Origin of the sequence: Gordonia paraffinivorans NBRC 108238, assembly GCF_000344155.1 — a bacterium.
Classification (GTDB): domain Bacteria; phylum Actinomycetota; class Actinomycetes; order Mycobacteriales; family Mycobacteriaceae; genus Gordonia; species Gordonia paraffinivorans.
The window spans coordinates 1-26,574 of sequence record NZ_BAOQ01000050.1 but is presented as its reverse complement, the minus strand read 5'-3'; the positions used below and the strand labels follow the sequence as shown (position 1 = coordinate 26,574).

The following is a 26,574-nucleotide window of genomic DNA, read 5'->3' as shown; positions in this document are numbered from 1 at the left end:
CGACGCCCGCACCACATCCAGATCCACAGAAGCAGGAGCGACATACCCGACCAACTGATCACCAGCCGGACCAGACACCACCCGAGCCGCCGCATGCACCACACCCGGCGCACCCGAAACCGCCGACTCCACCTCACCCAACTCCAGGCGCTGACCACGCAACTTCACCTGGAAATCAGTACGACCCAAATACTCCAGATCCCCGCTCGCCCGGCGACGAACAAGGTCACCAGTCCTGTACAAACGCGAACCCGGCACGCCGAACGGATCAGCAACAAAACGCTCCGCAGTCAGATCAGCACGCGAGGCATACCCCCGCGCCGACTGGACACCACCCAGATACAGCTCACCTGCAACCCCATCAGGCACCGGATGCAGACGCGCATCGAGAACGTAGGCGGTGGTGTTCGGCATCGGCTTACCGATCGGCACCACATCGACCGCACCATCAAGCTGCGCCGACATCGTGTACACCGCAGCCTCGGTCGGACCGAACAGATTGACCACCCGCGTACCCGGCACACGTTCGGTGAACCGGCGAAGCACTGCCGGCGGCAACGCCTCACCACCACTGAACAACACCCGCAACCCGTCAAGATGCTCGGTCCGGTCCACCACGTCGAGGAACACCGACAACAACGACGGCACGAACTGCGCGATCGTCACCCCTGCCTCGGCGATCAGATCCGCAAGATACTGCGGATCCCGATGACCATCTGGTTCGGCGACCACCATCGTCTGCCCAGCCGTCAACGGCCAAAACAGCTCCAGCACCGACGCATCAAAGGTATGCGGCGTCTTGAACACCAGACGCTGCGAACCCTCAGGTATCAACGAATCGAACCAGGCGACGAAGTTTGCCACCGCACGATGCGACACCGTCACACCCTTCGGCCGACCCGTCGACCCCGAAGTGAACAACGTGTACGCAGCATCATCAAGACGCAACGGACGCAACCGCTCCGACGCCGCCAACGGCTCGGTAGCGGGATCGATCGGCACATCGGCATCGACCTCGATGACCGGTGCAGTCGAGTCCATCACATCAAGCACCTGCGACGGGCGATGCCCCGATTCCACGAGCACCGGACCGACAGCCGCGGTCTCGACCATGTACCGAGCACGATCAGCCGGCGCCTCCGGATCGATCGGCACATACTGCCCACCCGCGGCCATCACCGCATGCACCGCGATCACCATCGCCGGCGTACGACGCATGACAACGCCCACCGCGGTATTCGGCCCAACCCCGTGACCGATCAAAGTGCGGGCAAGCCCAGCCACTCGCAGTCCGAACTCCGCATAATCGATGCTGCGCTCACCAGACACGAGAGCGACCCCGTCCGCAGAGTCGGCGACACGCGCAGCCACCTGATCCGCGATCGTCTCACCGGCAACCAACCCCGACGAGGCCACCGAACCCTCGACAACGGCCGCCCGGTGCTCCGGCGCAAGCAACTCGACGTCACCAACCGGACGATCAGGCGAGGTCAGCACGCCCTCGAGCAACCGCACAAACCACTCAGAAAAACGCTCGATGCTCGACCGATCAAACAAGTCAGTCGCATACGTGAAAATCGCAGACCACGCATCACCTGCAGAACCCGTCGAGACGGTCAGGTTGAGGTCGACCTGGGCCGGAGCCTCACTGACGGTGACAGGGCGGATGTTCAGTCCGTTGACGCTGATGGTCTCCGCGGTATCGGCCGCAATCGGATCCACCGAGAGAATCACCTGTACCAGCGGCGAGAATGCGGTGGAGCGAACCGGATTGACAGCCTCGACCACCGATTCGAACGGAATGTCGGCGTGTGAGAGTGCCTCCAGGTCATCGGCTCGGACGCGATCCAATACCGCGTCGAAGCTGTTGCCCGGGTCGATGCTGGTCCGGAGGACCAGGGTGTTGACGAACATACCGATCATGGCGTCGAGTTCACGCTGACCCCGCCCGCCGATCGGAGTACCCACTGCCAGATCGCTCGTACCGGTCAGACGCGCGAGAAGCACTGCGAACGCGGCGTGCAGAACCATGAAACGCGTGGCGCCCCGATCTGCCGCGACCTCGTCGACGCGGCGGCCGATGTCTGCGGGGATCTCGAAGGTGAACAGTTCGCCACGGTGGCTGGCGACGAGGGGCCGTGGCCTGTCGGTCGGGAGATCGAGCACGTCCGGAAGGCCGGCGAGCCGCTGACGCCAGTACGTGAGTTGGTTGCCGAGAACCGATTCAGTGTCCTCCGGTGCACCGAGCACCTCGCGCTGCCACAACGCATAGTCGGCGAACTGGACCTCGAGAGGTGCGAACCCTGGCGCCTCACCACGACTCCGCGAGTCGTAGGCGGTGAAGAGATCGGCCGACAACGGTCCGAACGACTGTCCGTCGAATGCGATGTGGTGAGCCACCAGGGCAAGGGTCGCCGTTTCTGAAGAGGTGAACAGCACTCGTGCTCGGATCGGCAACTCGTGGGAGACGTCGAATCCGCGCCGGAGGTCGGAGGCGAATCCGTCCGCAGAGGTCACGACTCGCCAGTCGAGGTGCTCGTCGACCTCCGCTGGGAGCAGAACGTGTTGATACGGCAGTCCGTCCGCGGCGGGGAAGGTGGTGCGAAGGATCTCGTGCCGCGTGATCACATCGACCAGCGCCGTGCGCAACAGATCTACGTCGATGTTCCCGGACAGTTCGAACAGGGCCGGGATGTTGTAGGTCGGCAGATCCGGCTCCATCTGGTTGATGAACCACATCCGCTGCTGCGAGTAGGACAACGGCACACGCTCGGGCCGGGGCGTGACAGGCCGGACGGGCGGGAGGGCCGGAGCCTGTCCCGAAACCGCGTTCACAAGCTCACGCACCGACGGCGCGTCGAAGACATCGCGAACACTCACCTGCACACCGAGCGCATCGGAGATCCGTGCGGCCAGACGCAGCGCCGACAGCGAGTTCCCGCCGAGATCGAAGAACGACTCGGTCACCGACACCTGCTCGAGGTCGAGGAGGGTCGCGAACACCGAGGCAACCCGAGCCTCGGCTTCGGAGCTCGGCGCCTCGTAGCCGGCCGACTCGATCACCGGAGCCGGCAACGCCTTGCGATCGACCTTGCCGGCCGTGTTCAGCGGCATGGACTCCAGCGGCACCCACACCGAGGGATGCATGTAAGTGGGCAGAGCGGCGCCCACGGACTCCCGAACCGTGTCCAGATCGACCTCGGAAGGCGCGAAGTAGCCGACCAGGTGCTGGCCTCCGGCCGCCTCGGTCACCGTGACCGCGGCGTGGACCACGCCCGGTGCCTGCGCGATCGCGGCCTCGATCTCACCCAACTCGATCCGCTGTCCACGCAACTTCACCTGGAAATCGGTACGACCCAGATACTCCAACTCACCAGACGCATTACGCCGCACCAGATCACCCGTGCGATACATCCGCGAGCCCGGCGCACCGAACGGATCCGCCAAGAACCGATCAGCGGTCAGATCAGGACGCGCAGCATATCCACGCGCCAGCTGCACCCCACCGACATACAGCTCGCCGGGCACGCCATCGGGCACCCGGTTCAATCGCCCGTCCAAGACATAGGCGGTCGAATTCCACACCGGAACACCGATCGGGACCGTATCCCCCACCTCGTCCAGGCGCTGGTAGGTGATCTCCACCGCCGCCTCGGTCGGCCCATACAGGTTGTACAGCATCGCACCCGGCACAACGGCCCGAGTCTCGGCCGCCACCGCCGGCGGCAACGCCTCACCCGTGGTGGAGATGATCCGCACCCGATCCAGCCGCGCCAACCGCTCCGGACCCGCCAACTCCAAGAACACCGACAGCATCGACGGCACGAAATGCACCATCGTCGCGCCCTTGTCCGCGATCAGATCAGCAAGATACGGAGGATCCAGATGCCCCTCCGGATCCGCGATCAGAAGCCTCGAACCCTGCATCAACGGAGCAAACAACTCCGCAACCGAGCAGTCGAAGGTATACGGGGTCTTCAACACCACCATGTCGTCCGGACCGATCGGCAACTCATCCAGACCCCACCGCAGCCGGTTCACCACCGCCTCATGCGGCAACGTCACACCCTTCGGCCGGCCCGTCGACCCCGAAGTGAACAACGTGTACGCAGCATGCTGCGGCAACAACCGACCACGACGCTCCGCATCGGTCACCGCAGACACACCCGCCTCAACCGGCACCGACGCATCCACCGCGATCACCTCGACCGCATCACCAAGCCCCACAACCGACGCCGGAACCGCCAACCCGGCATGCACCAGCACCACCGACGCACCCGACGTCTCCACCATGTACCGAGCACGATCAACAGGCGCCCCGGTATCAATCGGCACATACTGGCCACCAGCAGCGATCACCGCATGAACCGCGACCAACAACTCCACCGAACGCGGAATACACACCGCCACAGCAACATCCGGACCAACCCCAGCAGCAATCAACTGACGCGCCAGAGTCCACACCCGCGAACCGAACTCCCCATAAGAGACAGAACGATCCCCAAACACCAACGCCTCACGCCCCGGATACGCCACCACACTCGCAGCCACCGCAGACGCCAAATCCTCGGACGGAAGCGCAACCGCTGCGCCCGCCTCGGCCGACTCGAGTGCCACCTTTTCCTCGTCGGTGAGCAGAGGCACCTCGCCGACAGGCAGTCGGGGATTCCCCGTGAGGACCTCGAGCACCCGGGCAAACCTGCGTCCGATGAGCTCCGCTGACGCCGGATCGAACAGATCCGTGGCGAAGGTGACCACACCGGCCCACCCACCCTCGTCGAGGGAATGCAATCCGATCATGAGGTCGTACTGGGCAGGCACAACCGGTGGATCTATCTCGGTGAACTGCAGTCCGCTGATCGACGCGTCCAATTTGTGCGCCGAGCGCGCAGGATCGAACGACAGCATCACCTGAGCGAGGGGCGCGAACGACTCGCTTCGTACCGGTGCGAGGGTCTCGACCAGGGTCTCGAACGGGATGTCGCCGTTGGCGAAGGCATCCAGGTCGGCAGTACGGACCTTCTCCAGGAAGGCGACGAAGGGCTCGGAAGGCTCGACACCTGTGCGGAGCACCAGAGTGTTGACGAACATGCCCACGAGCGGCTCGACGACCGCATGCGTGCGGCCCGCGATCGGCGTCGCGATGGCGACGTCGTCGGTCGCCGCCAGACGCGAGAGCACCACGGCGAGTGCCGCATGCGCAACCATGAACGGCGTCGCGCCGCTGGTTCTCGCAATCTCCTCGACCCGAGCGACCACCTCGGCGGGCACGTCGAAGGCGACCTGGTCGCCCCGTCCGGAAGCGACCAGGGGACGCTCCCGGTCAGTCGGCAGGTTGATGACGCCCGGCAGATCCGCCAACTGTTCTCGCCAGTAGGCCAGCTGCTTCCCCAGGAGCGATGCGGGATCGTCGGCCTCGCCGAAGACCCGATGCTGCCAGAGCGCGAAGTCTGCGAACTGGACCTCGAGCGGATCGAAGGCAGGAGCATTGCCCGCTGCTCGCGCGGTGTACGCCGTCAACAGGTCTGCGACCAGAGGTCGCATCGACTCGCCGTCGGCAGCGATGTGATGAACGACCACGGCCAGCACGGTCTCACGGGGAGCGTTGCGCAACAGCGCAACACGGAGCGGGGTCTGTTCGGTGACGTCGAATCCCGCGCTCACCGCGGACTCGAAGGCCTTCGCCGAGTCCGTGACCGTCCAGTCGAGTCTGTTCACCGCCTCCTCGAGTGGGAGTACCGACTGACGCGGCCGACCGTCGGTTGACGGGAACACCGTCCGCAGGACTTCCTGCCGGGAGATCAGATCCACGACGGCGGCACGCAAGGCGTCGACATCGAGGTCTCCGGTAACCCTCAGGAGTACTGGGATGTTGTACAGCGGGCTCGCCGGTTCGAACCTGTTGATGAACCACATCCGCTGCTGCGCAAACGACAGCGGGATCTCATCCGGACGGGGGTCGGCCACCGTGATCGGGGCCAGCCCCGGCTGAGCATCCTTCACCCGTGCTGCAAGTCCGCGGACCGTGGGAGCCTCGAAGAGGTCGCGCATGTTGAGGTCGACGTCGAGTACCTCGCATGCGCGACCGACGATCTGCGCTGCGATGAGGGAGTTGCCACCCACATCGAAGAGGGACTCGGTGACGCTGATATCGTCGAGGCCCAATACCTCGGTGAACACCTCGACGAGAACGCGTTCGGTGTCATCGGCGGGCGCGACGTACTCGGCGGTTTCGAACTGTGGTGCCGGCAACGCCTCGCGGTCGAGTTTGCCGTTGGCGGTCAACGGCAAACGCTCCACTCCGACCACCACATCGGGAACCATGTAGCCAGGCACATGCTCGGCCACCGCCGACCGCACAGCAGCCGAGTCCACATCCTGCCCGGCACCGACCACCAGATAACCCACCAGCTGATCGCCACGCACCGCATCAGTGATCACCCGCGCAGCAGCCGCAGCAGCCGACGGCACCGCAGCCAACAACGCCGCCTCGATCTCACCGAACTCGATACGGAAACCACGCAACTGCACCTGCGCATCGTTGCGACCCAGGTACTCGATATCGCCACCCACACGCCGGGCACGATCACCGGTCCGATACATCCGCGACCCATCACCAGCAAACGGATCGGCCACAAACCGCGACGCCGACAATCCCGGCCGCCGCAGATAACCGGCAGCCAACTGACCACCCGACACATACATCTCACCCGGAACACCCTCAGGCACCGGATGCAACCGGTCATCCAGAATATGGATCTGCAACGACGACAACGGCCGACCGATCAACGACGCATCCGTACCCGCAACCACATCCCGGTCCAGGGCACGGAAACTCACATGCACCGTGGTCTCAGTGATGCCGTACATGTTCACCAGACACGCCGTCTGTGACGGATTCTCCTCATACCAGCGGCGGACCTGATCGAAACTCAGCGCCTCACCACCGAACACCACATACCGCAACGCCAACGGCCGCTCATCACCACGCCGAGCATCGATGAGCTGGTAGAACGCCGACGGCGTCTGACTCAACACCGTCACACCCTCGTCGACCAACACATCAACGAACGCCCGCGGATCCCGCGCCAACTCCCGATCCACGACCACCAGACGCGCACCCGACAACAGCGGGCCCCACATCTCCCACACCGAGAAGTCGAACGCATACGAATGGAACATCGTCCACACATCGGCAGCCGAGAACTCGAACTCACCGCCAGCGGCATCCATCAGCGTCACCACATCACGATGGGTGATCTCCACACCCTTCGGACGCCCCGTCGACCCCGACGTATAGATCACATACGCCCGCGCATCCGCCGGCACCCGAACCGGCGACCACGACCCCGACACCGGTTGCGCCGCAAGCTCTTCCACATCAACAACCTGCGCCGAACCCGGCAACTGCCGCCACAACCGGTGATCGGCCGACGACCCATCACCGATCACCACCGACACCTCGGCATCGGACACGATGAACGACAACCGCTCCACCGGGTTACCCAAATCCAACGGCAAATACCCGGCCCCGGCCTTCAACACACCCAAGACCGCCGACACCAGATCCACCGAACGCGCCGTCGCAACACCCACCAGATCACCGGCAGACACCCCACGCGCAATCAGACCCGCAGCCACCGCATCCGAACGAGCATCCAACTCCGCAAACGACAACACACGACCAGCCGCCGACACCGCAACCCGATCAGCAAAGCGATAGGCGGCCGAACGGAACAGGCCTGGAAGGGTCTCCCAGTCATCGGTACCGGCGACCTCCCAAGCCTTGGCCCGGGTCTGGTCGATTGCCCGTCTCGTTGCGACTGCGATCTCGTCGGGCGTCAGACCCCTGGACGCCAACTGTGCGGTTACCGCGGCGCCGACCGCAGCCTCGCTGTCGATCCCCTGAGAAGCAAGCACTTTGGCAGTCATCTCCACCGTCGCGTGGAGCGTCGCGAATATCACCGGTCCGGCACCGCCCTCAAACGCGGTCTCCGTCGGCGCCACAGATGCGGCGTAGGCGATCAGATCTGGGGTGGACGGTCGAACGCCCCAACCAAGCGAGATGTCAGCGGCGCCAGAGTCGACAGTCACGTCCTGTTGTTTCCTTCTGCTGGGGTGGACATTTCAATGATGGCCGTCGCGTTGATTCTCAGTTCGGTCAACGCGTCGTCGAGCGCTTCTGGCCCTCCGGCAGCCAGTCCGGGTACCGCGCTCATCAATGCCATTGTGAGGGTCGAGTCCGGATCCGACCCGGGGAGGGCTGCGGTCATCGCTCTCACCATGTCCGATAGCTGACCAAATTGGACACTCGAGCCACCATGGGCGACAGCAACCGCGTCGGGAAGCCGCTCACCGGCGGCAGCAACGAGGTCCGGAAGTCGAAGCTCTGCGGCAACCTGGGTACCTGCGTCGTCACTGTCCCCTACCGTAAAGATGTCGATATCCCCGACGACAACGTCCGGGTCCGACACTATTGCGGACAGGATCTGCAGATAGCGTTGCGCGAACGCCTCCACCGTCGATTTGTCGAAGAGATCCGTGGAGTAAACGAACTGGGCCTTCATTCCGGTCCCGCTCGCTCCGTTGTCGACGCCCACGGCCGGCGGGTACAGGGTCAGTTGCAGATCCACCTTGGCCGGGATGATTCCTTCCGGTACCGGCGAGACGACGACATCGCCGAGTTCCAGTGTCGGGAACTCGATGTTCTGGAACGCGAACATCACCTGGAACAACGGATTGTGGGACCTGCTCGGAGCGCTCAGGACCTTGGCGACGATCGTCTCGAAGGCGACGTCCGTGTTCGCCATGTCCGCGAGATCGTCACGTCTTACCCGGGCCAGCAGGTCGGTGAACTTTTCGCCCTGGTCGACCTGGGTTCGCAGCGCGAGGCTGTTGACGAACATGCCGACGACCTCGTCGAGCGCCTGCTCACCCCTACCGGCGTAGGGCGTGCCGATGACCAGGTCGTTTCGGCCGCTCAATCGCGACAGCAACACTGCGAACGCGGCGTGGGTGACCATGAACAGTGTGGTGTTGTTCGCGCGTGCCGCCGATTCCAAAGACCGGACGAGTTCGTCGGAGATCTCGAACTCGACTTGGTCACCGACGTACGACGGGGTCTTCGGACGCGGACGATCGGTCGGCAGGTCGATCGTCTCCGGGACACCCGCGAGTCGATCGACCCAGTAACCGAGTTGGCGTTCTGCCTCCGTGACGCCGTCCTCCCCCGCTGAGGCAAGGCGCTCAGCCTGCCACAGCGAGAAGTCAGCGTACTGCACCGGCAGCGGCGCCCACGACGGGGGTCGGCCGTCACGCCGAGATGCGTAGGCCGTCATCAGATCCCGCGCCAGCGGGGCCATCGACGCCCCGTCTGCGCTGATGTGGTGCGCGACAAACACCAGGATGTGCTCGTCCTCGTCGACCCGGAGCAGTGCGAGCCGCACCGGCGGAGCCGTGGTGATGTCGAATCCACGGCTTGTGACCGCGGCGATCGCATCGTGCACGCTGCCGTGCACCGGGGTTGCCTCCAGCCCCAGTCCGACAATCTCGTCTGGCGGGCTGATGACCTGCATGGGTTCGCCGTTGATCATCGGGTAGCTCGTGCGCAGCGACTCATGGCGGCGGAGCAGATCGCCGACCGCAGCCCGCAGTGCGTCCACGTCCAGTCGACCTCGCAGTTCGAGCGCGAGAGCGACGTTGTATGCCGGCGATTCCGGGTCGGCGCGTGCGATCAGCCACATGCCGCGCTGCACGGCCGATACCGGGACCATCTCGGCGCGCTGCCGGGCAACCAGCGGCACCGACGAATGCCCCGAGAGACTATTGGTGATGTACTCGGCCAAGCGGGCGACGTCATCCGCCTCGAAGATCGCCTTGACGGGGACCTGCCGCTCCAGTGCAGCAGAAAGCCGAGCCGCCACCTTGGTCGCCGACAGCGAGTTGCCGCCCAGTTCGAAGAATCCGTCGTGGACGCTCACGCGTTCGATCCCGAGCACTTGAGCGAAGACCTCGGCGACGATGGCCTCGAGTTGCGTGCGTGGAGGTACGAAGTCCTTGGTGGCACTGAAATCGACGGGCGGGAGCTTCGAGCGATCGATCTTCCCGACGCCGGTCAGCTCGAACGAATCAACCACGACGACGGTGTGCGGGACCATGTAGCGAGGCAGCAATGCCGCCACATGCTCGGTGACCGCTTCGGGCATCGGCGACTTCCCCTCGGCCGGGGTCACGTACGCCACCAGGACATCCTCCCCCGCCGGCCCCTTGACCCCGAGACTCACCGCATTGGCGACGTCAGGGTGCGACATCAGGGCGTTGTCGACCTCGCCGAGCTCGATGCGGAGTCCGCGGACCTTCAGCTGGAAGTCGTCACGGCCGTGATAGACCAGCCTTCCATCGGGACGACGGACGACGCGGTCGCCGGTGCGGTACATGCGATCGCCGGACCCATACGGGTTGGCCACGAAGCGCTCTGCGGTCAGTCCCGGGCGGCCGAGATAGCCGATCGCCAGTTGTTCCCCGGTGAGGTACAGTTCGCTCACCACGCCCGGCGGCGTCGGCCGGAGCCCGCGGTCGAGCACGAGCGCCCCGACCCCTGGCACAGCCGAGCCGATGGTGATGTCGTCCGAGACGTGGAAGGGCCCATCAGCGGTGGCCCAGATCGTCGTCTCGGTCGGGCCGTAAAGATTGAAGAACCGCTTCCCGGCAGACACCCAGCGACGCATGAGTTCTGGCGGGCACGCTTCGCCGACGCTGAGCACGGTGGTCAGCGAAGGCACCGCAGCCGTTTCGAGAGTGGCCAGCGCAGAAGGCGTCATCACCACATGGGTCACGCCCGTCTCGATGATCAGGCGTTCGAGCGCCTCGCCAGCATACGTGTCCGGGTCGGCTATGACGAGGTGACCTGCAGAACCGAACGCCATTGTCAGCTCGAAAACCGATGCGTCAAAACTCGGGGACGCGACGTGGAGCACTCGGGAGTCGTCTCCGATGCCCAAGAGCTCTCGCTGGTTGGCCATCATGTTCGCCAGCCCGCGATGGCTGATGGCAGCAGCCTTCGGAGTACCGGTGGATCCCGAGGTGTAGATCAGGTACGCCATGTCGTCGACGCGCGAAGGACGTACCAGTTCGTCTGCGGCGATCGGAGCCGGCGAATGACCCGCGAGCCGCAACTCGGTCTCGCTGTCATCGACCGCGATCCATTCCGTGTCGCCGACGATGTCCTCGGCGCCTGAGCCCACCGTCGTCAGTCCGACCCGCGCACCGCTATCGGCGACCATGGCCGACCGCCGCTCGGCGGGATGCCCCGGGTCGACCGTGACGAACGCGGCCCCGGTGCGGATTACGGCGATCGTACTCAGAACCGAAGCGACCGACCGACGCATGCTGATCGCGACCACGTCACCCGGTCCCACGCCTCGCGACATCAGCTCGCGGCCAAGCTGATTCGCGCGCGCGTCGAACACTTCCGGCGTGATCTGCTCGCCGGCGTGCACACGCGGCGCCACGATCCCGGAGGAACCATGGACGAGTAACTCGGAGAAGAGGACAGGGCGGCGGCCCGACGGTGCGGCAATCAGCCGACGCACCTCGTCACCGGGCAGGATGTCGAACCTGCCGAGCGCCGAACTCGGCGATGCCGCCATCTGGTCAAGGAGACGAATCAACATGTGCGCCCACGACTCCACGGTGGACCGATCGAAAAGGTCGGTGGCGTAGGAGAATTCGAGTGCGAGACGCTCTCGTCCGAAGCCTGCGGATTCGGTGGCGCTCACCGCGAGGTCATACTTCGCGGACGGAACACGGATGTCGAGGACCTCCAGCTCGCCCTGCTGGGCCAATAGCGCCGACGCGTCGCGGTGCAGCGTGAAGCCCACCTGAAAGAGCGGGCTGTGCGAGCGCGACCGGCTCGGCGACACCTCGTCGACGACCATCTCGAAGGGGACCTGCGAGTGCTCGAGAGCGCCGGTACGGGTTCGGTGTGCTCGTTCCAGCAGGTCGGCGACGGTGTCTTCGGGGCCGAGCTTCGTCCTGAGGACGACGGTGTTCACGAACATGCCCACGAGGCCCGCCAATTCGGGTTCGTCACGCCCCGCCACCGCGGTGCCGATCGAGACGTCGTCGGTGTCGCCGAGGCGCGCGAGCAATGCGGCAAGGGCGGCGTGAAGCACCGTGAAGGTGGTGACACCGTATCGTCCCGCCAGCGATCGGATGCGCGCGACCTGATCGGGGGTCAGTTCGACATCCACGTAACCGCCGCGGCCCGTGGGGATCTGCGGACGGGGTCGGTCCGTCGGCAGCACGAGCAGGTCCGGCTGACCGGCTAGTTGCCCGCTCCAGTAGTCAAGTTCACGCCGAAGCCTCGAGGTCTCGTCGTCCGGCGAGCCCAGGACCTCGCGCTGCCACACCGCGAAGTCCGCGTATTGGATCGGTAGCGGCTCCCACGCAGGCTCGACGCCGTCGGCCCTGGCTCCGTACGCGGTCAACAGGTCGACGATCAGCGGTTGCAGGGATGCACCGTCACCGACGATGTGGTGCAGGACCACCATCAGGACGTTGTCGTTGTTCGTCTGGAACAGGGCAGCTCGGAACGGTGCCTGCGCGACCAGGTCGAATCCGGCGGCGGCCTGGGCCGTCAACGCGTCCTTCAACTCCGTTTCCGTGGTGGTGACCACGTTCAGCGCCACAAAGGGGTCGATGTCGTCGACGTCGAGGATCTCTTGGATCGGCTCCCCGTCGATCGAGGGAAACCGGGTGCGAAGCGGCTCGTGCCGGACGACCACGTCGCGTACCGCTGCTCGGAGCGCGTCGACGTCGAGTGCACCACGCATGCGTACGGCACCGGGCATGTTGTAGGTGCCCGCCGACGGATCCATTCGGTTGATGAACCACAGCCGTGCTTGCGCGTAGGAGACCGGGATGACCTCCGGCCTACGGACGCGCCGCAGATGGGGTCGCGGCTCCAGTTCGGCGGCCCGCTCGATGAGGGAGGCGAGGTGACCCACATCGGTGCAGTTGAAGATATCGCTGAGCGTGACCGCCCGGGAGTACTCCTTCCGAAGCCTCGACGACAGGCGTGCAGCGGTCAGGCTGTCGGCGCCCAGGGCAAAGATGTTGTCCCTCATACCGACCTGCTCGACACCGAGAACATCGCCGATGGTCCCGGCGAGCTGCACCTCGACAGGTGTCCGCGGGGGGATGTACTCCCTTTCCTCGGAGTCAGAGGTCACCGGTGCAGGCAACGCCTTCCGGTCGAGCTTGCCCGAGGCGTTTACCGGGAAGGCCTCGAGGACAACGATGGCGGACGGAACCATGTGACCGGGCAGGTGGTTCCGTGCGGCCCGCATCTGCCGATCGATGACCACTTGCGTGGGAGTTTCCGAGTCACGGGCCTTCACGTAGGCGACCACCGCAGCGCCACCTGCGTCGGTACGGACGACGGCAACCGCTGCGGAGACCGAGCCCTCCGCCAGGAGGACGGATTCGATCTCGCCCAACTCAACGCGCTGTCCGCGGATCTTGACCTGGAAGTCGACGCGCCCTAGGTACTCCAACGCGCCGCTAGCCGCCCACCGCACGAGGTCGCCCGTGCGATACATACGAGTGCCGTTACCGAACGGATCGGCGACAAACCTCTCTGAGGTCAGGCCTCCACGGGCGAGGTACCCGTCAGCAATCTGAGTGCCTGCCAGGAACAACTCGCCGACGACTCCCACCGGCACGCGGCGTAGCCGAGGGTCGAGCACGTACATATCCGTATTCGGGACCGGCCGCCCGATCGGCACAGGAGCCTCGCCTCCGGCAACCCGGTACTCGGTGACATCCACGGCCGCCTCGGTGGGCCCGTAGAGATTGATCAAATCGGCGTCAGAGCGCTCGACCACGTAGGTCGCGAGGGTCGACGGGAGCGCCTCCCCGGAAGTGAAGACACGACGTACGGTCGACGGGATCACCGGCTCGTCGGCCTCGGCCGCTTCCACGAACACGTCGAGCATCGACGGGACGAAGTGCAGAGTGGTCACGCTCTGCTTCACGATCACATCACGCAGGTACCCAGGGTCGCGGTGCCCGCCGGCCCGAGCCACCACGAGGCGAGCACCGACCTGCAGCGGCCAGAACAACTCCCACACCGATACGTCGAACGTGATCGGGGTCTTGTAGAGGACGGCGTCTGACGAGTCGATCCGATAGTGCTCCTGCATCCAGGCCAGTCGGTTGACGACTGCGCGATGCGAGACCTGGACGCCTTTGGGCACCCCGGTCGAGCCCGAGGTGAAGATCACGTAGGCGGCAGAACGCGGATCGACAGTATCGGTCGCCACCGGCGGCGAGGGCATTGCGTCGGCGGCCGCGGATACGTGGTCGAGAAGATGTCGATCGATGATGATGGTTGGACATGCGGTGTCGAGGATCAGGCGTCGCCGGTCCTCCGGCTGGTCGGGGTCGACCGGCACGTAGGCACCACCGGCCATGAGAACTGCGTAGACAGCGACGACCTGCTCGATGCTGCGATCCAGGACCACGGCCACCTTGTCGCCGTGCCGGAGGCCTGATGCGAGCAGAAACGACGACAGACAACGGACACGCTCGCCGAACTCGCGGTATGTGAGCTCGCGCTGGTCATCCGCGATTGCCACGCGGTTCGGGAACTCGGCAACACGGGCCGAGAACAGATCGAGAAGGGTGTGGTCGCCCACCCGACCTCTCTCCCATTCCTGTCGAGGACCGCGTTCGAACCGGGTGAGTTCGGATTCCTCACCGGGCAGTAGCAACGGGATGGCGTCGACCGGTGTGTCGATGTCGACGAAGAGTCGTTCTACGAATGTCAGGAAACGACGATGGTGGGTGTCGAGCTCTGCCTGTGAGTACAGATGCGGGTTACCGTGCAGGTCCACCATCAGCGGCGCATCCGGACTCCGCTGGTAAAGGTTGATGAGCAGATCCTCGAGAATTCCCGACGAGAGGATCCGGTAGTCCATCGACGTACCGTCGATCGTGACCTTGTCGTCGAAGAACACCATGTTGATCGTCGGACCGAACGACACCGAATTGGCGTCGAGACCGGCGTCGCGCCGAATGTCCTCCGATCGGTACCGCTGGTGCCGCAGTGCCCCGGTGAGCTCCAGCTGGGCCGCCGCGACCAGCTCACGGCCAGTCGCCCCAGAGACGTCGCGAAGGCGAATCGGCAGGACGTTGGACACCATGCCGCCGGAGATCTTGATCTTGGCGGTCGTGCGACCAGTGACCGGAAGGGTCATGACGATGTCGTCGGAGCCGGTCATCCTGGACAGGAATGCGCCGAACGCCGCCGTCATCAGGACCGCGAGGGAGCTGCGGAGCTCGCCGGCGAGTGCTTCGAGACGTTTCTGCTGGGCCAGAGGTAGTACACCGCCGGCGACCACGTTGTCGAATGACAGCGGCGCGGTCCCCGCGTGCCGGGACAGCGTGACCCGCTCGGGGAGGTCCGCAACCCGCGACAGCCAGTACTGGCGATCGGTCTCACGGCGCCGGCTCTTCTGGTAGGCGTCCTCGAATGCGACGATCTCCGCCATTCCCGCCGGGGCCTTGTCGCTCGGCTCCTCACCGCAACGGAGAGCGTTGTAGCGGTCCACCGTGCGCCGCATGATGGCCAGTGCCGCATAGCCGTCGATGATGATGTGGTGTGCGCGGTTGTACCAGAAGGTGCGGTCGTCGGCCACCCGCAGGAGCGAGATGACGATCAACTGGTCCTCGATCAGATCGACCGGCTTCCGGTACTCGGCCTGCATCCAGGCCATCGCCGCGCCAGCCGGATCGGGCTCACCGCGGAAGTCCAGGATGTCGACATGCTGATCGAAATCGAGGTCGACGAACTGCATGGGCACCCCGTCGACCTCGGTGAGCCGGACGAACGCGAACTCCATGCTCTTTCCGACGTCGACGCAGCAGCGTTCCAACAGGTCGATGTCGAGTCCATCGGGCTCGTGACGGATGTCGACGTATTGGGCGATGTTCACCGAGTAGTCGGGGGAGAGAGTCTCGGCGAACCACATACCCCGCTGCGCCGCGGTCAGAGGTAAGACCTCAGTGTCTCCGACAACGTACGCGCTGTCGCGGTTATCGGCGCTCGCCACGGACGCTGACACTCCTCACTGTTCCGAATACCTGGGTCCACCGATTGAACATCAAGTGGCCGACTTCGTTCGTCGCCCGATCATACGATCTAGGCGGTTTGTCTCAATCGTCTTCAATCCTGACTTCGAAATCCCCAAAGTACTCGCCATCTCGGGCGCTGCTCCACTTCGGTACATCGACTTGGTGGACCCCAACGTTACGTCCGACGGGTTCCTCAGGCAGGACGGAAGAGCGAGAGAGCACAAGATATTGCTTGGTGTTCCTACTAATCGGCCGTATTCTCGGGACCGACCACCTTCTTGCTGGACAGTAGACACGTGCGGGTCACTCACGCTACAAGCTGTGCCAGCCCGTCGAACATGCTGCTCAAAGCCTCCAGTCAGATCAGGTGTCAACGAGCAGTCGCCGCCAACCTGTACCCGCGTAGGGTTGGGTAAACGAAGAACCCGAGTAGCGTGACAGTCCAAACAGTCACCTTGATCAGATTCAAGGTCAGCGGCCCACCGACCGCCAAAGCCCGCATCAAGTCGATCGCGGGAGTCATCGGCTGATTCGCGACGATCGGCTGTAGCCACTCGGGATAGGCACTAAGCGGAGAGAAGCCAGAATTGAAGAACATCAACAAACTCGAGAATAGACCGAGGTAAGGCACGATCGGCGCTCCCGGTGCGGCGTTCACCGCAAGCGCCAAAGTCATGATTCCGAACGCAGCACCGTACGCCAGCGCCACCACCACCAGCCCGATCGCTGGACCAACTCCTTGAGTGAAGCGGAAGCCGATCATATGCCCTGCCGCCAGTAGCACCAACGTCGTTATGAGTATTCGAACCATATCCGAGACGAGTCGGGAGGTGAGATCGGCACCGCGGTTGATGGGAAGCACGTAGAGCCGACTGAGTAGTCCTGTCCTTCGCTCGCTGTTCAGTCGGGTCGCGGTGGCTATCGAACCGAACATCGCTCCAACCAGGATCACTAGGGGAACCGTGCCATAGGCGCTGTCCTGTCCCGTTGCTTTACCGATGGCGTCACCGAGCACCACTTTGAACATGAGCATGCTCAGAGCCGGCATCACCAGAGACTGCGTCAGCGTCGGTACGTCCCGGAGGAACACCCGCAATTGTCGCCCAGTCAACGCCAGGCTTTGACTCCACCATGCCCGGATCGACTTTTCTCGAGGCGCCACCGTCTCTACGCTCGTCGTAGGCCCTGGCCCTGGTCCATTCGCCACCTGCGCCGTCACGCCATCCACAGCCACCTTGTCAACCGCGCCGGGTCGCGCGCGTGAAGTGCTCATGCGCGTACCTTCCGATTCCCCAGCCACAAGAGCAGGACTGCAGTCACGAACATACAGACGCACCACCACAGCGTCGGCGTGAGTATCTCCCATGTCAGCGAACCTGTGTCGGCCGCGCGCATGACATTCACGAACTGTGAAATCGGTTGATTCCGAACGAAAGGTTGTATCCATTCAGGAAACTGTGATATTGGCACGAATCCGCTCGACGCCATGCCAAGGATGAGAGTCGGAAACACCAAAGCCTGGCTGGTTGCCTGCGGACTGCCCGAAATCAACCCGACGCCGTCCGCAAGAAGACCGAGCAGTAGCCCCACGACCAACGCGACGACATAAAGTCCGATCGTTCCGACCACGCCCCCCATGGGGCGCCATCCGGTGATCAAACAAGCGACAGTCGCACAGACCAGCGACACAACCAGGAGAACCGCATTGGTGGCCAATCGCGCGAACATCGGAACTGCAAGCGGCATTGGGAGGACACGGAACCTGGTATTGATGCCCTCAGTGTCGTCGAATGAGGCGCGCATGGCCGCAGATGAGGCTGCGAAACCGACCGACTGCAGCACAATGATGGGCATCAGGAACTGCGCATAATCTACGCCGTAGACGTCCATCAGGGCACTCAGCGGCAAATAGAAGCACAGAGCGAGGAATGCCGGGGAGATGAAAGCGAAGACGAATTCTCCGTTACGGAGAACCTTCGACACACCTCGCCCGCTGAGCGCCCACCACTGCTGCAGCGGTCGAACGCGAGCCTCCACAGGCGTCTGCAGCGTCGACGACTTCAAGACCGACGAAGGCATTGCGTTACCTCACATCCCGATCCGGGTCTGTCAGTGCCAAGAACGCCTCGTCGAGCGATGGTCGGCGCATAGCAATGTCAGACAACTTGATACCGGCGTCGGCGGTGCGACGAATAACCTCCAGCAACGTCTCAGCACCTCGCGGAGCGGGGACTGCGACTGTGTGGTCAGCTACGTGCGCCACCCCACCGGGAATCAAGTCGGAAAGCACCTCCACGAGACGACCCAAGTCTCCGTGATCGACGGGGACCACCTCACAGTATGCCGCCCCGGTTGCTTCCTTGAGCTCGTCAGCGGTTCCCTCGGCAATCACTTGGCCTTTGTCAATGACCACGATGCGGTCCGACAGAACGTCGGCTTCTTCCAGGTACTGGGTGGTGAGAAGGATCGTCACCCCCTCGTCGCGGAGCCGATCGACCAGTGTCCAGACCTCCTGCCGGCTGCGCGGATCCAGGCCGGTGGTCGGTTCGTCGAGGAAGACGACCTTCGGCGACGTCACCAGCCCGCAGGCGATATCGATACGGCGGCGCATTCCGCCCGAGTACTGGCCGACGCGCTTGTTGGCTGCGTCGGTCAGCGAGAAAATGTCGAGAAGCTCGTCGGCCCGCTTCTTCGCCGCACCTTTGGACAGACCCAGCAGCCGGCCGAAGAGGACAAGGTTCTCGCGACCGGTCAACGATTCGTCCAGAGCAGCGAATTGCCCTGTCAGCATGATCGAACGCCGGACGGCGGCCGCATCGCGGACGACATCGTGTCCGTTGACCGTGGCGGAGCCCCCGTCAGGTCGCAAGAGGGTACAGAGCATGTTCACGGTGGTCGTCTTGCCGGCGCCGTTCGGCCCCAGTAGCGCGACGATGCTCCCTGCTGGCACCGAAAAACTGACGTCGCGAACAGCGACAGTGTCCTTGAAACGCTTCTGCAGGTTGACAGCCCGAATGGCGAACTCGCCTTCGACCTCGTTTTCCTGAACGGTCACACGGTTCTGGTCATCGTTTCGCGGGGGTGCAGCCTGTGCAACCGCGACCTGAGGTGATCGACCCGCGTCATCAGCCATGCGCCTCTGCGCCTCCATTGGGTTGCCTGTCACGGACGGACGTTCCGCATCGGCCAACGACGCGCTCGTTCCGACGCCATGGTACGGATCCGAGGTTCCTTCCTCCGAATCGGCACCACCGCGCGGATCGCCGTGCTCAACCCGACCAGCATGTTCAGCATGATTGAGGAAACTGGCGCGCTCGGAGTTCGGACTGGTGTCGACTTCTGCTCGCGCCCGGACCGGAGCTGCCACGTCGCTGCCTGGGTCCGTCGGGGACGGCGTCACCGGCCTGTCGAACTGGCCTCCGGAGAGACCCCAGCCCGTACCGGATACGGACGATCGCCGCAGTCCGTCCGTCGCCTCTGACTCGGCAGGTCCGGCTGCTTCGAAATTGGCCTGATCGGCCGCGTCAGTAAGCAGTTCCGCTGGCCTACGGCGTTCATTCTCCAACCGCCATTCGCGCAACTTGGCTGCGACGGCGTCAGTCTCCGCATCCCAGACCTCGGGGGAACTCCAGTTGTCCCCCGAAGTCTCCTCGTCGGGGCGACGATGGCGAGGTTGGCGAATGGCGTCCGAGGATTGCTGACCACCGGCCACGGGCACACTTCTTTCCATCGATTTCACACGTTGCGACTCCGAGTAACCGACTCTGAGCACGCCCTAGCCTATCCATCATCGAGTGCGACGCTAACGAAACCGCAACGCGTGTACACCCACAGATCACACGGGCATCGTTTGAGAATGTCGTCTCGAGGTCCGCTTTCGTTAGCCCGGTAGAAGAACACGACACGACAACTTCTCGCACATTTTGCATCTGCACGGTCCGGTCCCGAGTGCGAAGTTCAAGACACCGCAGGTGAAGTGCGCCCCACCCTCCGCATCATGTCGAGCCGCGGACAAAGCCCACGCGACGAGGTGGGACGACCGGCAAGCGTCGCCACGTCGCCCCCTCTGCAGTAGACCGGCAACCACCGTCGATCAGTCGACCCACAAGCGAAGTTGCGGTTGACTTGTTCAGATCGTTCGGGACCACACGTCTGCAACACGCGACCCGCGCCACGCCCGAAGCCCGAACCGCGGCGCAGTCCCCGAGGAGAACCATGACCACCCCCGACCGCGAGATCCTCACCTGGGAGCTCAACGGCGCGGCCTGTCGCGAACTCGCGCAGCAGGTCGCCGACGACGGCTACGTTCCGGACATCATCCTCGGCATCGCCCGCGGCGGCCTCATCCCGGCCGGCGCGATCGCCTACGCCCTCGACTGCAAGTTGATGATCTCGTTGAACGTCGAGTTCTACACGGGCATCGGAGAGACACTGTCCGAGCCCGTCCTGCTGCCGTCGCTGCTGGAGGCGAGCGGGCTGACCGGCCAGCGGGTACTGGTCGTCGACGACGTCGCCGACACGGGCAAGACGCTCAAGCTGGTCATCGAGTACTGCGAGCAGCAGGGCCGGGTCGCAGAGGTCCGCAGCGCCGTCCTGTACAAGAAGCCGCACACGATCACGGTGCCCGACTACACCTGGCGCACCACCGACAAGTGGATCAACTTCCCGTGGTCGGCACAGGGGCCGGTCGTCACCCGCTGACCCCGGACCCTCCGCTGGTCTCTCCCGCCTCGGGGTCGACGCCGCCCGCGTGGTCGAAGTCGAGGCGTTCGGTGATCCCGTCACGCTCCACGACGACTGTTGCCAGCTCTGTTCTTCCCGGCGGCATGATCCGGGCCGTGATCCGGTCGCAGCCGCGGTCGAGCTCGTCGATCACTGCCTGCGTGATCCGTTCATGTCGGACAATTCGCTCACCGACGGGGAGGTTGTCGAGACCGCCGTCGTCGAGCAGGACTATTTCGGTGCCGTTGCCGCGGGCGTCCCACACCGCCTTGCGGAGTTCGGGACGGTCCCATCCGGGCGCGCGTATGCCGTCGCGGAGCTGAGCCTCCAGGAGTCTCGCGCGCCGCACGTCGCCGTCGGTGACGACATCTCCTGCGGCGACACGCTCGAGCATCGGGCGCGCGCGGCTCTCGAAATCGGCGAAGTGGCGACGTCGCTCGTCGGCGGCGGCCTTCGTCGCCGCTTTCTCCGCCTCGGCCCTGAGGACCTCGGCCCTCAACTCGACGATCCGAGACAACATCGGCCGGAGCATGCCGAGCGACAACAGCGTGAGGATGAGGACCGGGTAGGCCGGAAGCGTGGTGTTCAGACCGGCGCTGACCCCGTCGCCGCGGCTCACCGACCACACCACGCACACCGCGCTCATCGTGAGAGCCCCGCACCATGCAACGACCGGATGTCCGCGAACCATGAGGAGTGTGAAGGCCACGACGCCTCCGACCGTCGCCGGGCCGCTCTGGAGCACCCCGTATCCGTCTGTCGGCAGGGACCACCAGGCCAGGGCGACTGCGGCGACGACACACGCGGTGAGGAGCCAGGCACACCACAGGCCGCACGGCGCGGCCTGCAGCCTCAGCGCGATGAGCACGAGCACCACGAATGCGCTGAGTAGCCCCGCCCAGCGCAGCGGCGAGGTGATGTGGGTGCAGGTGCCGATCGTCACGACCACGTACACCGCCGCGAAGCCGACGAGGGCACGCCTCACATAGGCCGACCCGAAGTCGAAGAGGTCGCCGTTCATCGCCTTGTCCACGACAACCTCACCATCGTCCCGCGACCGATCTCGCTACGAAGCTCTACGCCCCCGCCTGCAAGGGCATTCATGCGTCCGCGGATTCCCTCCTCGATCCCGTACCGGCGCCCGTCGACAGCGGCGGGGTCGAAGCCGGCTCCGTCATCGATCACCGCGATCCACAAATCCGACCGAGCTAGTTCCCCGACGACGGCACGGTCCACGTCGGGTCCGGCGTGGCGGACGCTGTTGCGAAGTGCCTCCGACATGGCGTCGACGACGGCATCGGCAACCTCGGGAGGGTATGCGACCCCGTCGGGCTCCGGCACACCGGCGGCCGGCTCTGTTTCTGCGGCCAGTTCGACGCCGAGGTCGACTGCTTCGTCGATTCGTGTGGCCGCATAGCGCAGTCGCCCCCGCAGTTCGACGGCCGAGACAGGGCGGACGCTCCCGACCTCGCCCCGTTGCCATGCGTCCATCTCGGCGAGGGCATCGCGCGCGTTGTCGACCAACCGTCGCTCGGGCGAACCGGCCCGCATCGCGAGCAGGCACGAGATGACCCGGTCGTGGATCAGCGCGTCGTAGCGTGCCCGTTCGGCCTCTCGTGCCGTCTCCGATGCGCTCGACACCACGGCGGCGATGGCCTCCTCACGCGTGCGGTCCAGCGTCTGAGCAGTCGTGGCCATGGCCATCGCGATCGCCACGAACAACCCGGTGAGGCCGATGGTGAGAAGCGCACTGAGCAGCATCGACACCGCGGGCTCGCCGTAGAGGCCGAGGTGGTTGGCGGTGCGGACCAGCACGGTCGCGACGATGAGGTGAGTCCATGCCAACCGGAAGCGGAGCGCCACCACCAACGCGAGCGCGGGGACGCCCGGGAACTGCACCAACCACACCGGCCACCGGAGGGAACCCTCGCTGCTCTCGCCGTTCCACGCGACGAACCACAGGGCCGTGGCCAGGAGGTAACCCGCGGACGACGCCAGTGCCGCCGGAAGCACCCAGCGCGTGTCGCGCCGGAAACCGAGAACGAACAGCGCGCCGGACGGCACCACCACCAACGCGATGCTCACCGGCAACCACCAGCCGGCCGTCAACGAGGCGTTCTGGGCCAGGGCCGGCATCGACACCAGGCAGTAGACGAGCAACGCGGCTCCGGTGAACCGGGATCCGAGCCGCTGGACCCGAGCAACGTCCGACGCCGCGATTCGCTCGACGCCATCGTCGACGCGGGCGTATCTACTGCGCATCTACATCCGCCACCTCGTGGACCGCGAGATCCGACGCATCGAAATCCACGCGTTCCACCCGACTGGTACCGACCACACTGACCGATGCAAGCACAGCACGGCCCGGTGGTTGGATGCGGACGGTGACCCGGCCGTCCGAGGTTTCGTCGAGCACCCGCGCAACGGCATCGGCCAGTCGCCTACGGGCCGCCTCCGTGTCCTCACCATCGGCGGCCAAACCCCCGTCGTCGAGCAGCAGGACGGTGACCCCGCGGCGGCGCGCCTGCCACGCCGCATCGCGGACGCGGGGATGGTCGAGACCCGGTGCCCGGATCCCGTCGCGGAGCTGTGCCTCGATCAGTCGGGCGACCGCCACTTCGTCGTCGGTGAACTCCTCCCGCTCTGCGATCCTGGTCAGGATCGGGCGGGCGCGTTCGTCCAGCGCGGCCAGTCGGCGTTCGCGGACCTCCGTCGCGGCGGCAGTCGCGGCATCGAGTGCCGCCTGACGTTCGTTTGCCTCGCGCAGCGCATAGAGCTGGCCTGCCATGGGACGCAACATGAGCGAGAAGAGCGATCCCATGATCATGATGGCGTACCCGGGCAGGGTCACCGCGAGACCCCAGAAGGCACCCTGGCCGGCGACGTGACCCCATACCGTGGCGACCAGCGAGATGGCCGCACTCCCCGCCCACGCTGCCAAACGGTCGTCCGCGGACGGCCGTGAACGCCAGGATGATCACCGGAAGCGCCGATCGACGGCCCGGTCTGCATGACGTGGGTCAGCGGCGACGGGAGCGAGAACAACGAGACCGCGACGCCCGCGATCGCGAGCGTCGCCACGACCAGCGTCGTCCGCATCGGCATCGGGTCACCGGGTGCACCGAGAATGAGCCCCGCGGCGACCATGAAGAACCCGACCCCGATGAGCGCACCGACCCACGTCCAGAAATCGGTCGTCCCGGCGTTCGCACAGGACATGACCACCAGGTAGCCGCAGAAGAACAGTGCCATGGTCACCCACAACGGGCGAGACCCGATCCCGAAGACGTTGGGAACGGCCTCCCGGCCGTCTACGCGGTCAGGACACCGGCCGCCGGGCATCTCGGTCACGGCCGCGTCCAACCGATCTGGACGGTGGTGCCCCGACCCGGGTGACTGCTGATCTGGGCGTGCCCGCCGTCGACGCGAGCCATCCGCCCGCGGATGCTGACGGCGATCCCCAGTCGTCCGGGCCCGATCGCTTCCGGATCGAATCCCTCTCCGTTGTCCACGACCGCCATATTGAGCGCGTCTGGAGCCAACTGGACGATCACGCCGCAGTCGGCGCCGCGCCCGGCATGCCGCATCACGTTGCGCAGGGCCTCGCTCATCGCCTCGACGATCGCTGCGACAACGTCGAAGGGATATTCGACGTGGTCGCCGGCTTCCCCTGGGGACTCGATCGCGACCACCTGGACGTCGATGCGCTCGGATATCCCGGCCGCCGCCGAGCGGATGCGCCGCAGGGCCTCCGACGCCGAGACCGGCGCAGCGTCATACCGGTCGGGCACACACTCGAGTTCGTCGAGGGCCGACCGCGCCTGCTCGGCGAGCCTCTCGTCGGGCCGTCCCGTCCGCACCGCCAGCAGTGAGGCGATCACCCGGTCGTGAACGATCGCGTCGAACCGCGCCTTCTCGGCCTCCCTCGCGGTCGCGGCGGCCGCGTTGGCCGCGGAGCGGTACGTGTCCTCCTGGGTCTCGTCGAGCGTCCGCCCCGTTCTGATGGCGACCAGGACGACCGCCAGGAACACCGATGTGAAGACGAACGACCACAGGACCTCGAACGGCAGGTCGGCCGTCAGATGACCGAAACGGCCCATCTGCGACGACACGTGGGCGAGCCCGGACGACGTGAGGAGGCTCAGCGCAGCAAGGCCCGGGTGGACGAGCATCAGAACCATGCTGGGCATACCGCAGAAGGCGATCATCCATTGCGCGTTACCTGCGGAGTCGCTCAGAGTCGAGCCGTCCCATGCGAGGAACCACAGGCCGACCGTGCCGAGGTACGCACACCAGGTGCCTAACGCCAGAGGACCGAGCCAGCGGGTACCACTCCGGGAGCTCGCGACGACGAGCATCAGGCCGGGAACCACCGACATCACGATGCTCAACGGAACCCACCAGCCCGCGGTGATCTCCGACGACATCGCAATCGCCGCCGGAGAGACGATCGGGTACCCGATGAATCCGAGCCCCAGGAAACGCGCGCCGATACGACGCACGCGGTCGAGGTTGGGCTCCTCCGAGCCGGATTCGAATGCGCGACGAAGCAGGCGTCGAACGGGGCCCGGCCGCTGCGGCCCGATCCCGGCGATGCCTCGGACCGATGCCGGCGAGGCAGATCCCCTACTCGGCACTGGTGTGGACAAAGACATCACGCCAACACTCGCACCGGAGATCGGGACTATCAATCCTCTGGAGAGACGACTTGCTTGATAACTTCTCGATCCTGGCTCGGACGAGACAGCGAGGCAAAGAGCGTACAACCGTCTCCGCGACACTGCCGCGTTAGGCGATTGGCTAGCTCAACTGACCATGCAAGTTGGGTGGCGCTAGCCAGACTGGACGGATCCGCCAGTCCTGACGGCCAACGCGGTGCGTCCGGACTGTACCTGAGTCCGCGTATATCGGCGACTTCCGACTCCACCCGACGCGACTGTTCAGCCCCGATGACCGGGCGGCACGGCACATCGGTCGAATTGCAGACGCGGAATGGCCTACGACAACCTCCGACGACTAATTTATGTCCGACACTAATGAACAGCACTCGCGGCGGGCGACATGCTCCGTTCAAGTCGATCTATCAAGACCAATTAGAGCACTCAATAGGCTCGTGAACCGACCACCCAGTAACCCACGTCCACCACGTGGCAAGACAGGTCGGCGGGCCGACATTTGTGTGCTGGTCCTTCAAATGGTGGTAGATCGGTTCGGACACCGGTGCATAGGCCAATTGCAACGATCGAACAGGCGTTAAGCCTCGCGAGTCAACCCACCCCAGCGGGTCTACGCTCCGTCGATTTCATCATTCGACTAGTTGCTATGCTGAGACCTAGCGTGGCACCCACGCGACATCACTTGGTGATGGGCGAAACTCGATTCTCGATCCGCCCGGTTGACCGGCGCGCAACTGCACCGATCGCGAGCATCACAACAGCGTTAACCGGGATAGTAAGCACATAGGACAACTGCTCCCTTCTTCGCCCATGCACTCCCAAAGTGTGCAGAACGGCGGTCATATCATCGAGAATCGACTTCAGAGAGGCCGTGTATCTCCGTGGCGAAAGGCCAGCCACCATCCCAGGCAATGTCCGCAACTCTACCCCGACCTCCCTAAGAGCTAGTGCTACGTCGAGGTCCTCATGAGTTCTGGGAAGGTTCCTCACACATGGCCTGGCGGCCTCCCACGCAGACTTCCGAATCGCCATGTTGTTG

11 protein-coding genes and 1 pseudogene are annotated in these 26,574 nt (G+C 64.8%); 1 reads left to right on the top strand and 11 read right to left on the bottom strand.

The features are described 5' to 3' along the window. The 5 genes from GP2_RS19310 to GP2_RS22345 all read right to left on the bottom strand — a co-directional run. Positions 1–8,094: non-ribosomal peptide synthetase (locus tag GP2_RS19310; protein ID WP_006902281.1), on the bottom strand; the 8,094-nt coding region annotated here is incomplete at its 3' end. Next, a complete protein-coding gene (locus GP2_RS19305; RefSeq protein ID WP_006902280.1) occupies positions 8,091–16,115 on the bottom strand; it encodes a non-ribosomal peptide synthetase in 8,025 nt (2,674 codons plus the stop codon). The genes GP2_RS19305 and GP2_RS19310, both read right to left, overlap by 4 nt. A gap of 392 nt (positions 16,116–16,507) precedes the next feature. Beyond that, on the bottom strand, positions 16,508–17,410 hold the full coding sequence (locus tag GP2_RS19300) for an ABC transporter permease (protein ID WP_006902279.1): 903 nt from the start codon (positions 17,408–17,410) through the stop codon (positions 16,508–16,510). Further along, positions 17,407–18,216, bottom strand: coding sequence for an ABC transporter permease (locus GP2_RS19295; protein ID WP_006902278.1), 810 nt, complete (start codon positions 18,214–18,216; stop codon positions 17,407–17,409). Before GP2_RS19295 ends, GP2_RS19300 begins: the two co-directional genes overlap by 4 nt. A gap of 4 nt (positions 18,217–18,220) precedes the next feature. Further along, positions 18,221–19,849: an ATP-binding cassette domain-containing protein gene (locus GP2_RS22345; protein ID WP_006902277.1), complete on the bottom strand. Its 1,629-nt coding sequence runs from the start codon at positions 19,847–19,849 to the stop codon at positions 18,221–18,223. A 503-nt stretch (positions 19,850–20,352) separates the two neighbouring features. Between GP2_RS22345 and GP2_RS19285 the strand changes: the two genes are divergently transcribed. After that, the gene (locus GP2_RS19285) at positions 20,353–20,838 is read left to right on the top strand and encodes a phosphoribosyltransferase (RefSeq protein WP_006902276.1); all 486 of its coding nucleotides are present in this window, start codon (positions 20,353–20,355) and stop codon (positions 20,836–20,838) included. Here GP2_RS19285 and GP2_RS19280 read toward each other — a convergent pair. The 6 genes and pseudogenes from GP2_RS19280 to GP2_RS21980 form a co-directional block, all read right to left on the bottom strand. Beyond that, a complete protein-coding gene (locus GP2_RS19280; RefSeq protein ID WP_006902275.1) occupies positions 20,828–21,892 on the bottom strand; it encodes a DUF8320 family protein in 1,065 nt (354 codons plus the stop codon). The two genes, GP2_RS19285 and GP2_RS19280, sit on opposite strands and share 11 nt — an antisense overlap. Beyond that, positions 21,877–23,121, bottom strand: a complete 1,245-nt coding sequence (locus GP2_RS19275; RefSeq protein WP_006902274.1) for a sensor histidine kinase — start codon at positions 23,119–23,121, stop codon at positions 21,877–21,879. The genes GP2_RS19280 and GP2_RS19275 overlap by 16 nt, the downstream gene beginning before the upstream one ends. Then, on the bottom strand, positions 23,111–23,800 hold the full coding sequence (locus GP2_RS22340) for a hypothetical protein (RefSeq protein ID WP_006902273.1): 690 nt from the start codon (positions 23,798–23,800) through the stop codon (positions 23,111–23,113). The genes GP2_RS19275 and GP2_RS22340 overlap by 11 nt, the downstream gene beginning before the upstream one ends. After that, on the bottom strand, positions 23,707–24,078 hold the full coding sequence (locus tag GP2_RS22505; RefSeq protein ID WP_506256201.1) for a DUF8320 family protein: 372 nt from the start codon (positions 24,076–24,078) through the stop codon (positions 23,707–23,709). Before GP2_RS22505 ends, GP2_RS22340 begins: the two co-directional genes overlap by 94 nt. A 128-nt stretch (positions 24,079–24,206) precedes the next feature. Continuing rightward, the gene (locus tag GP2_RS19260) at positions 24,207–25,361 is read right to left on the bottom strand and encodes a sensor histidine kinase (RefSeq protein WP_006902271.1); all 1,155 of its coding nucleotides are present in this window, start codon (positions 25,359–25,361) and stop codon (positions 24,207–24,209) included. Between the two features lie 852 nt (positions 25,362–26,213). Next, a pseudogene (locus GP2_RS21980) lies at positions 26,214–26,574 on the bottom strand (hypothetical protein); the annotation flags it as partial.

Excerpts from the sequence above, each read along its gene's own strand:
- GP2_RS19285 (WP_006902276.1), top strand. The coding sequence starts at position 20,353 with ATGACCACCCCCGACCGCGAGATCCTCACCTGGGAGCTCAACGGCGCG.
- GP2_RS19295 (WP_006902278.1), bottom strand. The coding sequence starts at position 18,216 with ATGCCTTCGTCGGTCTTGAAGTCGTCGACGCTGCAGACGCCTGTGGAG.
- GP2_RS19300 (WP_006902279.1), bottom strand. The coding sequence starts at position 17,410 with ATGAGCACTTCACGCGCGCGACCCGGCGCGGTTGACAAGGTGGCTGTG.
- GP2_RS22505 (WP_506256201.1), bottom strand. The coding sequence starts at position 24,078 with ATGTCCTGTGCGAACGCCGGGACGACCGATTTCTGGACGTGGGTCGGT.
- GP2_RS19275 (WP_006902274.1), bottom strand. The coding sequence starts at position 23,121 with ATGCGCAGTAGATACGCCCGCGTCGACGATGGCGTCGAGCGAATCGCG.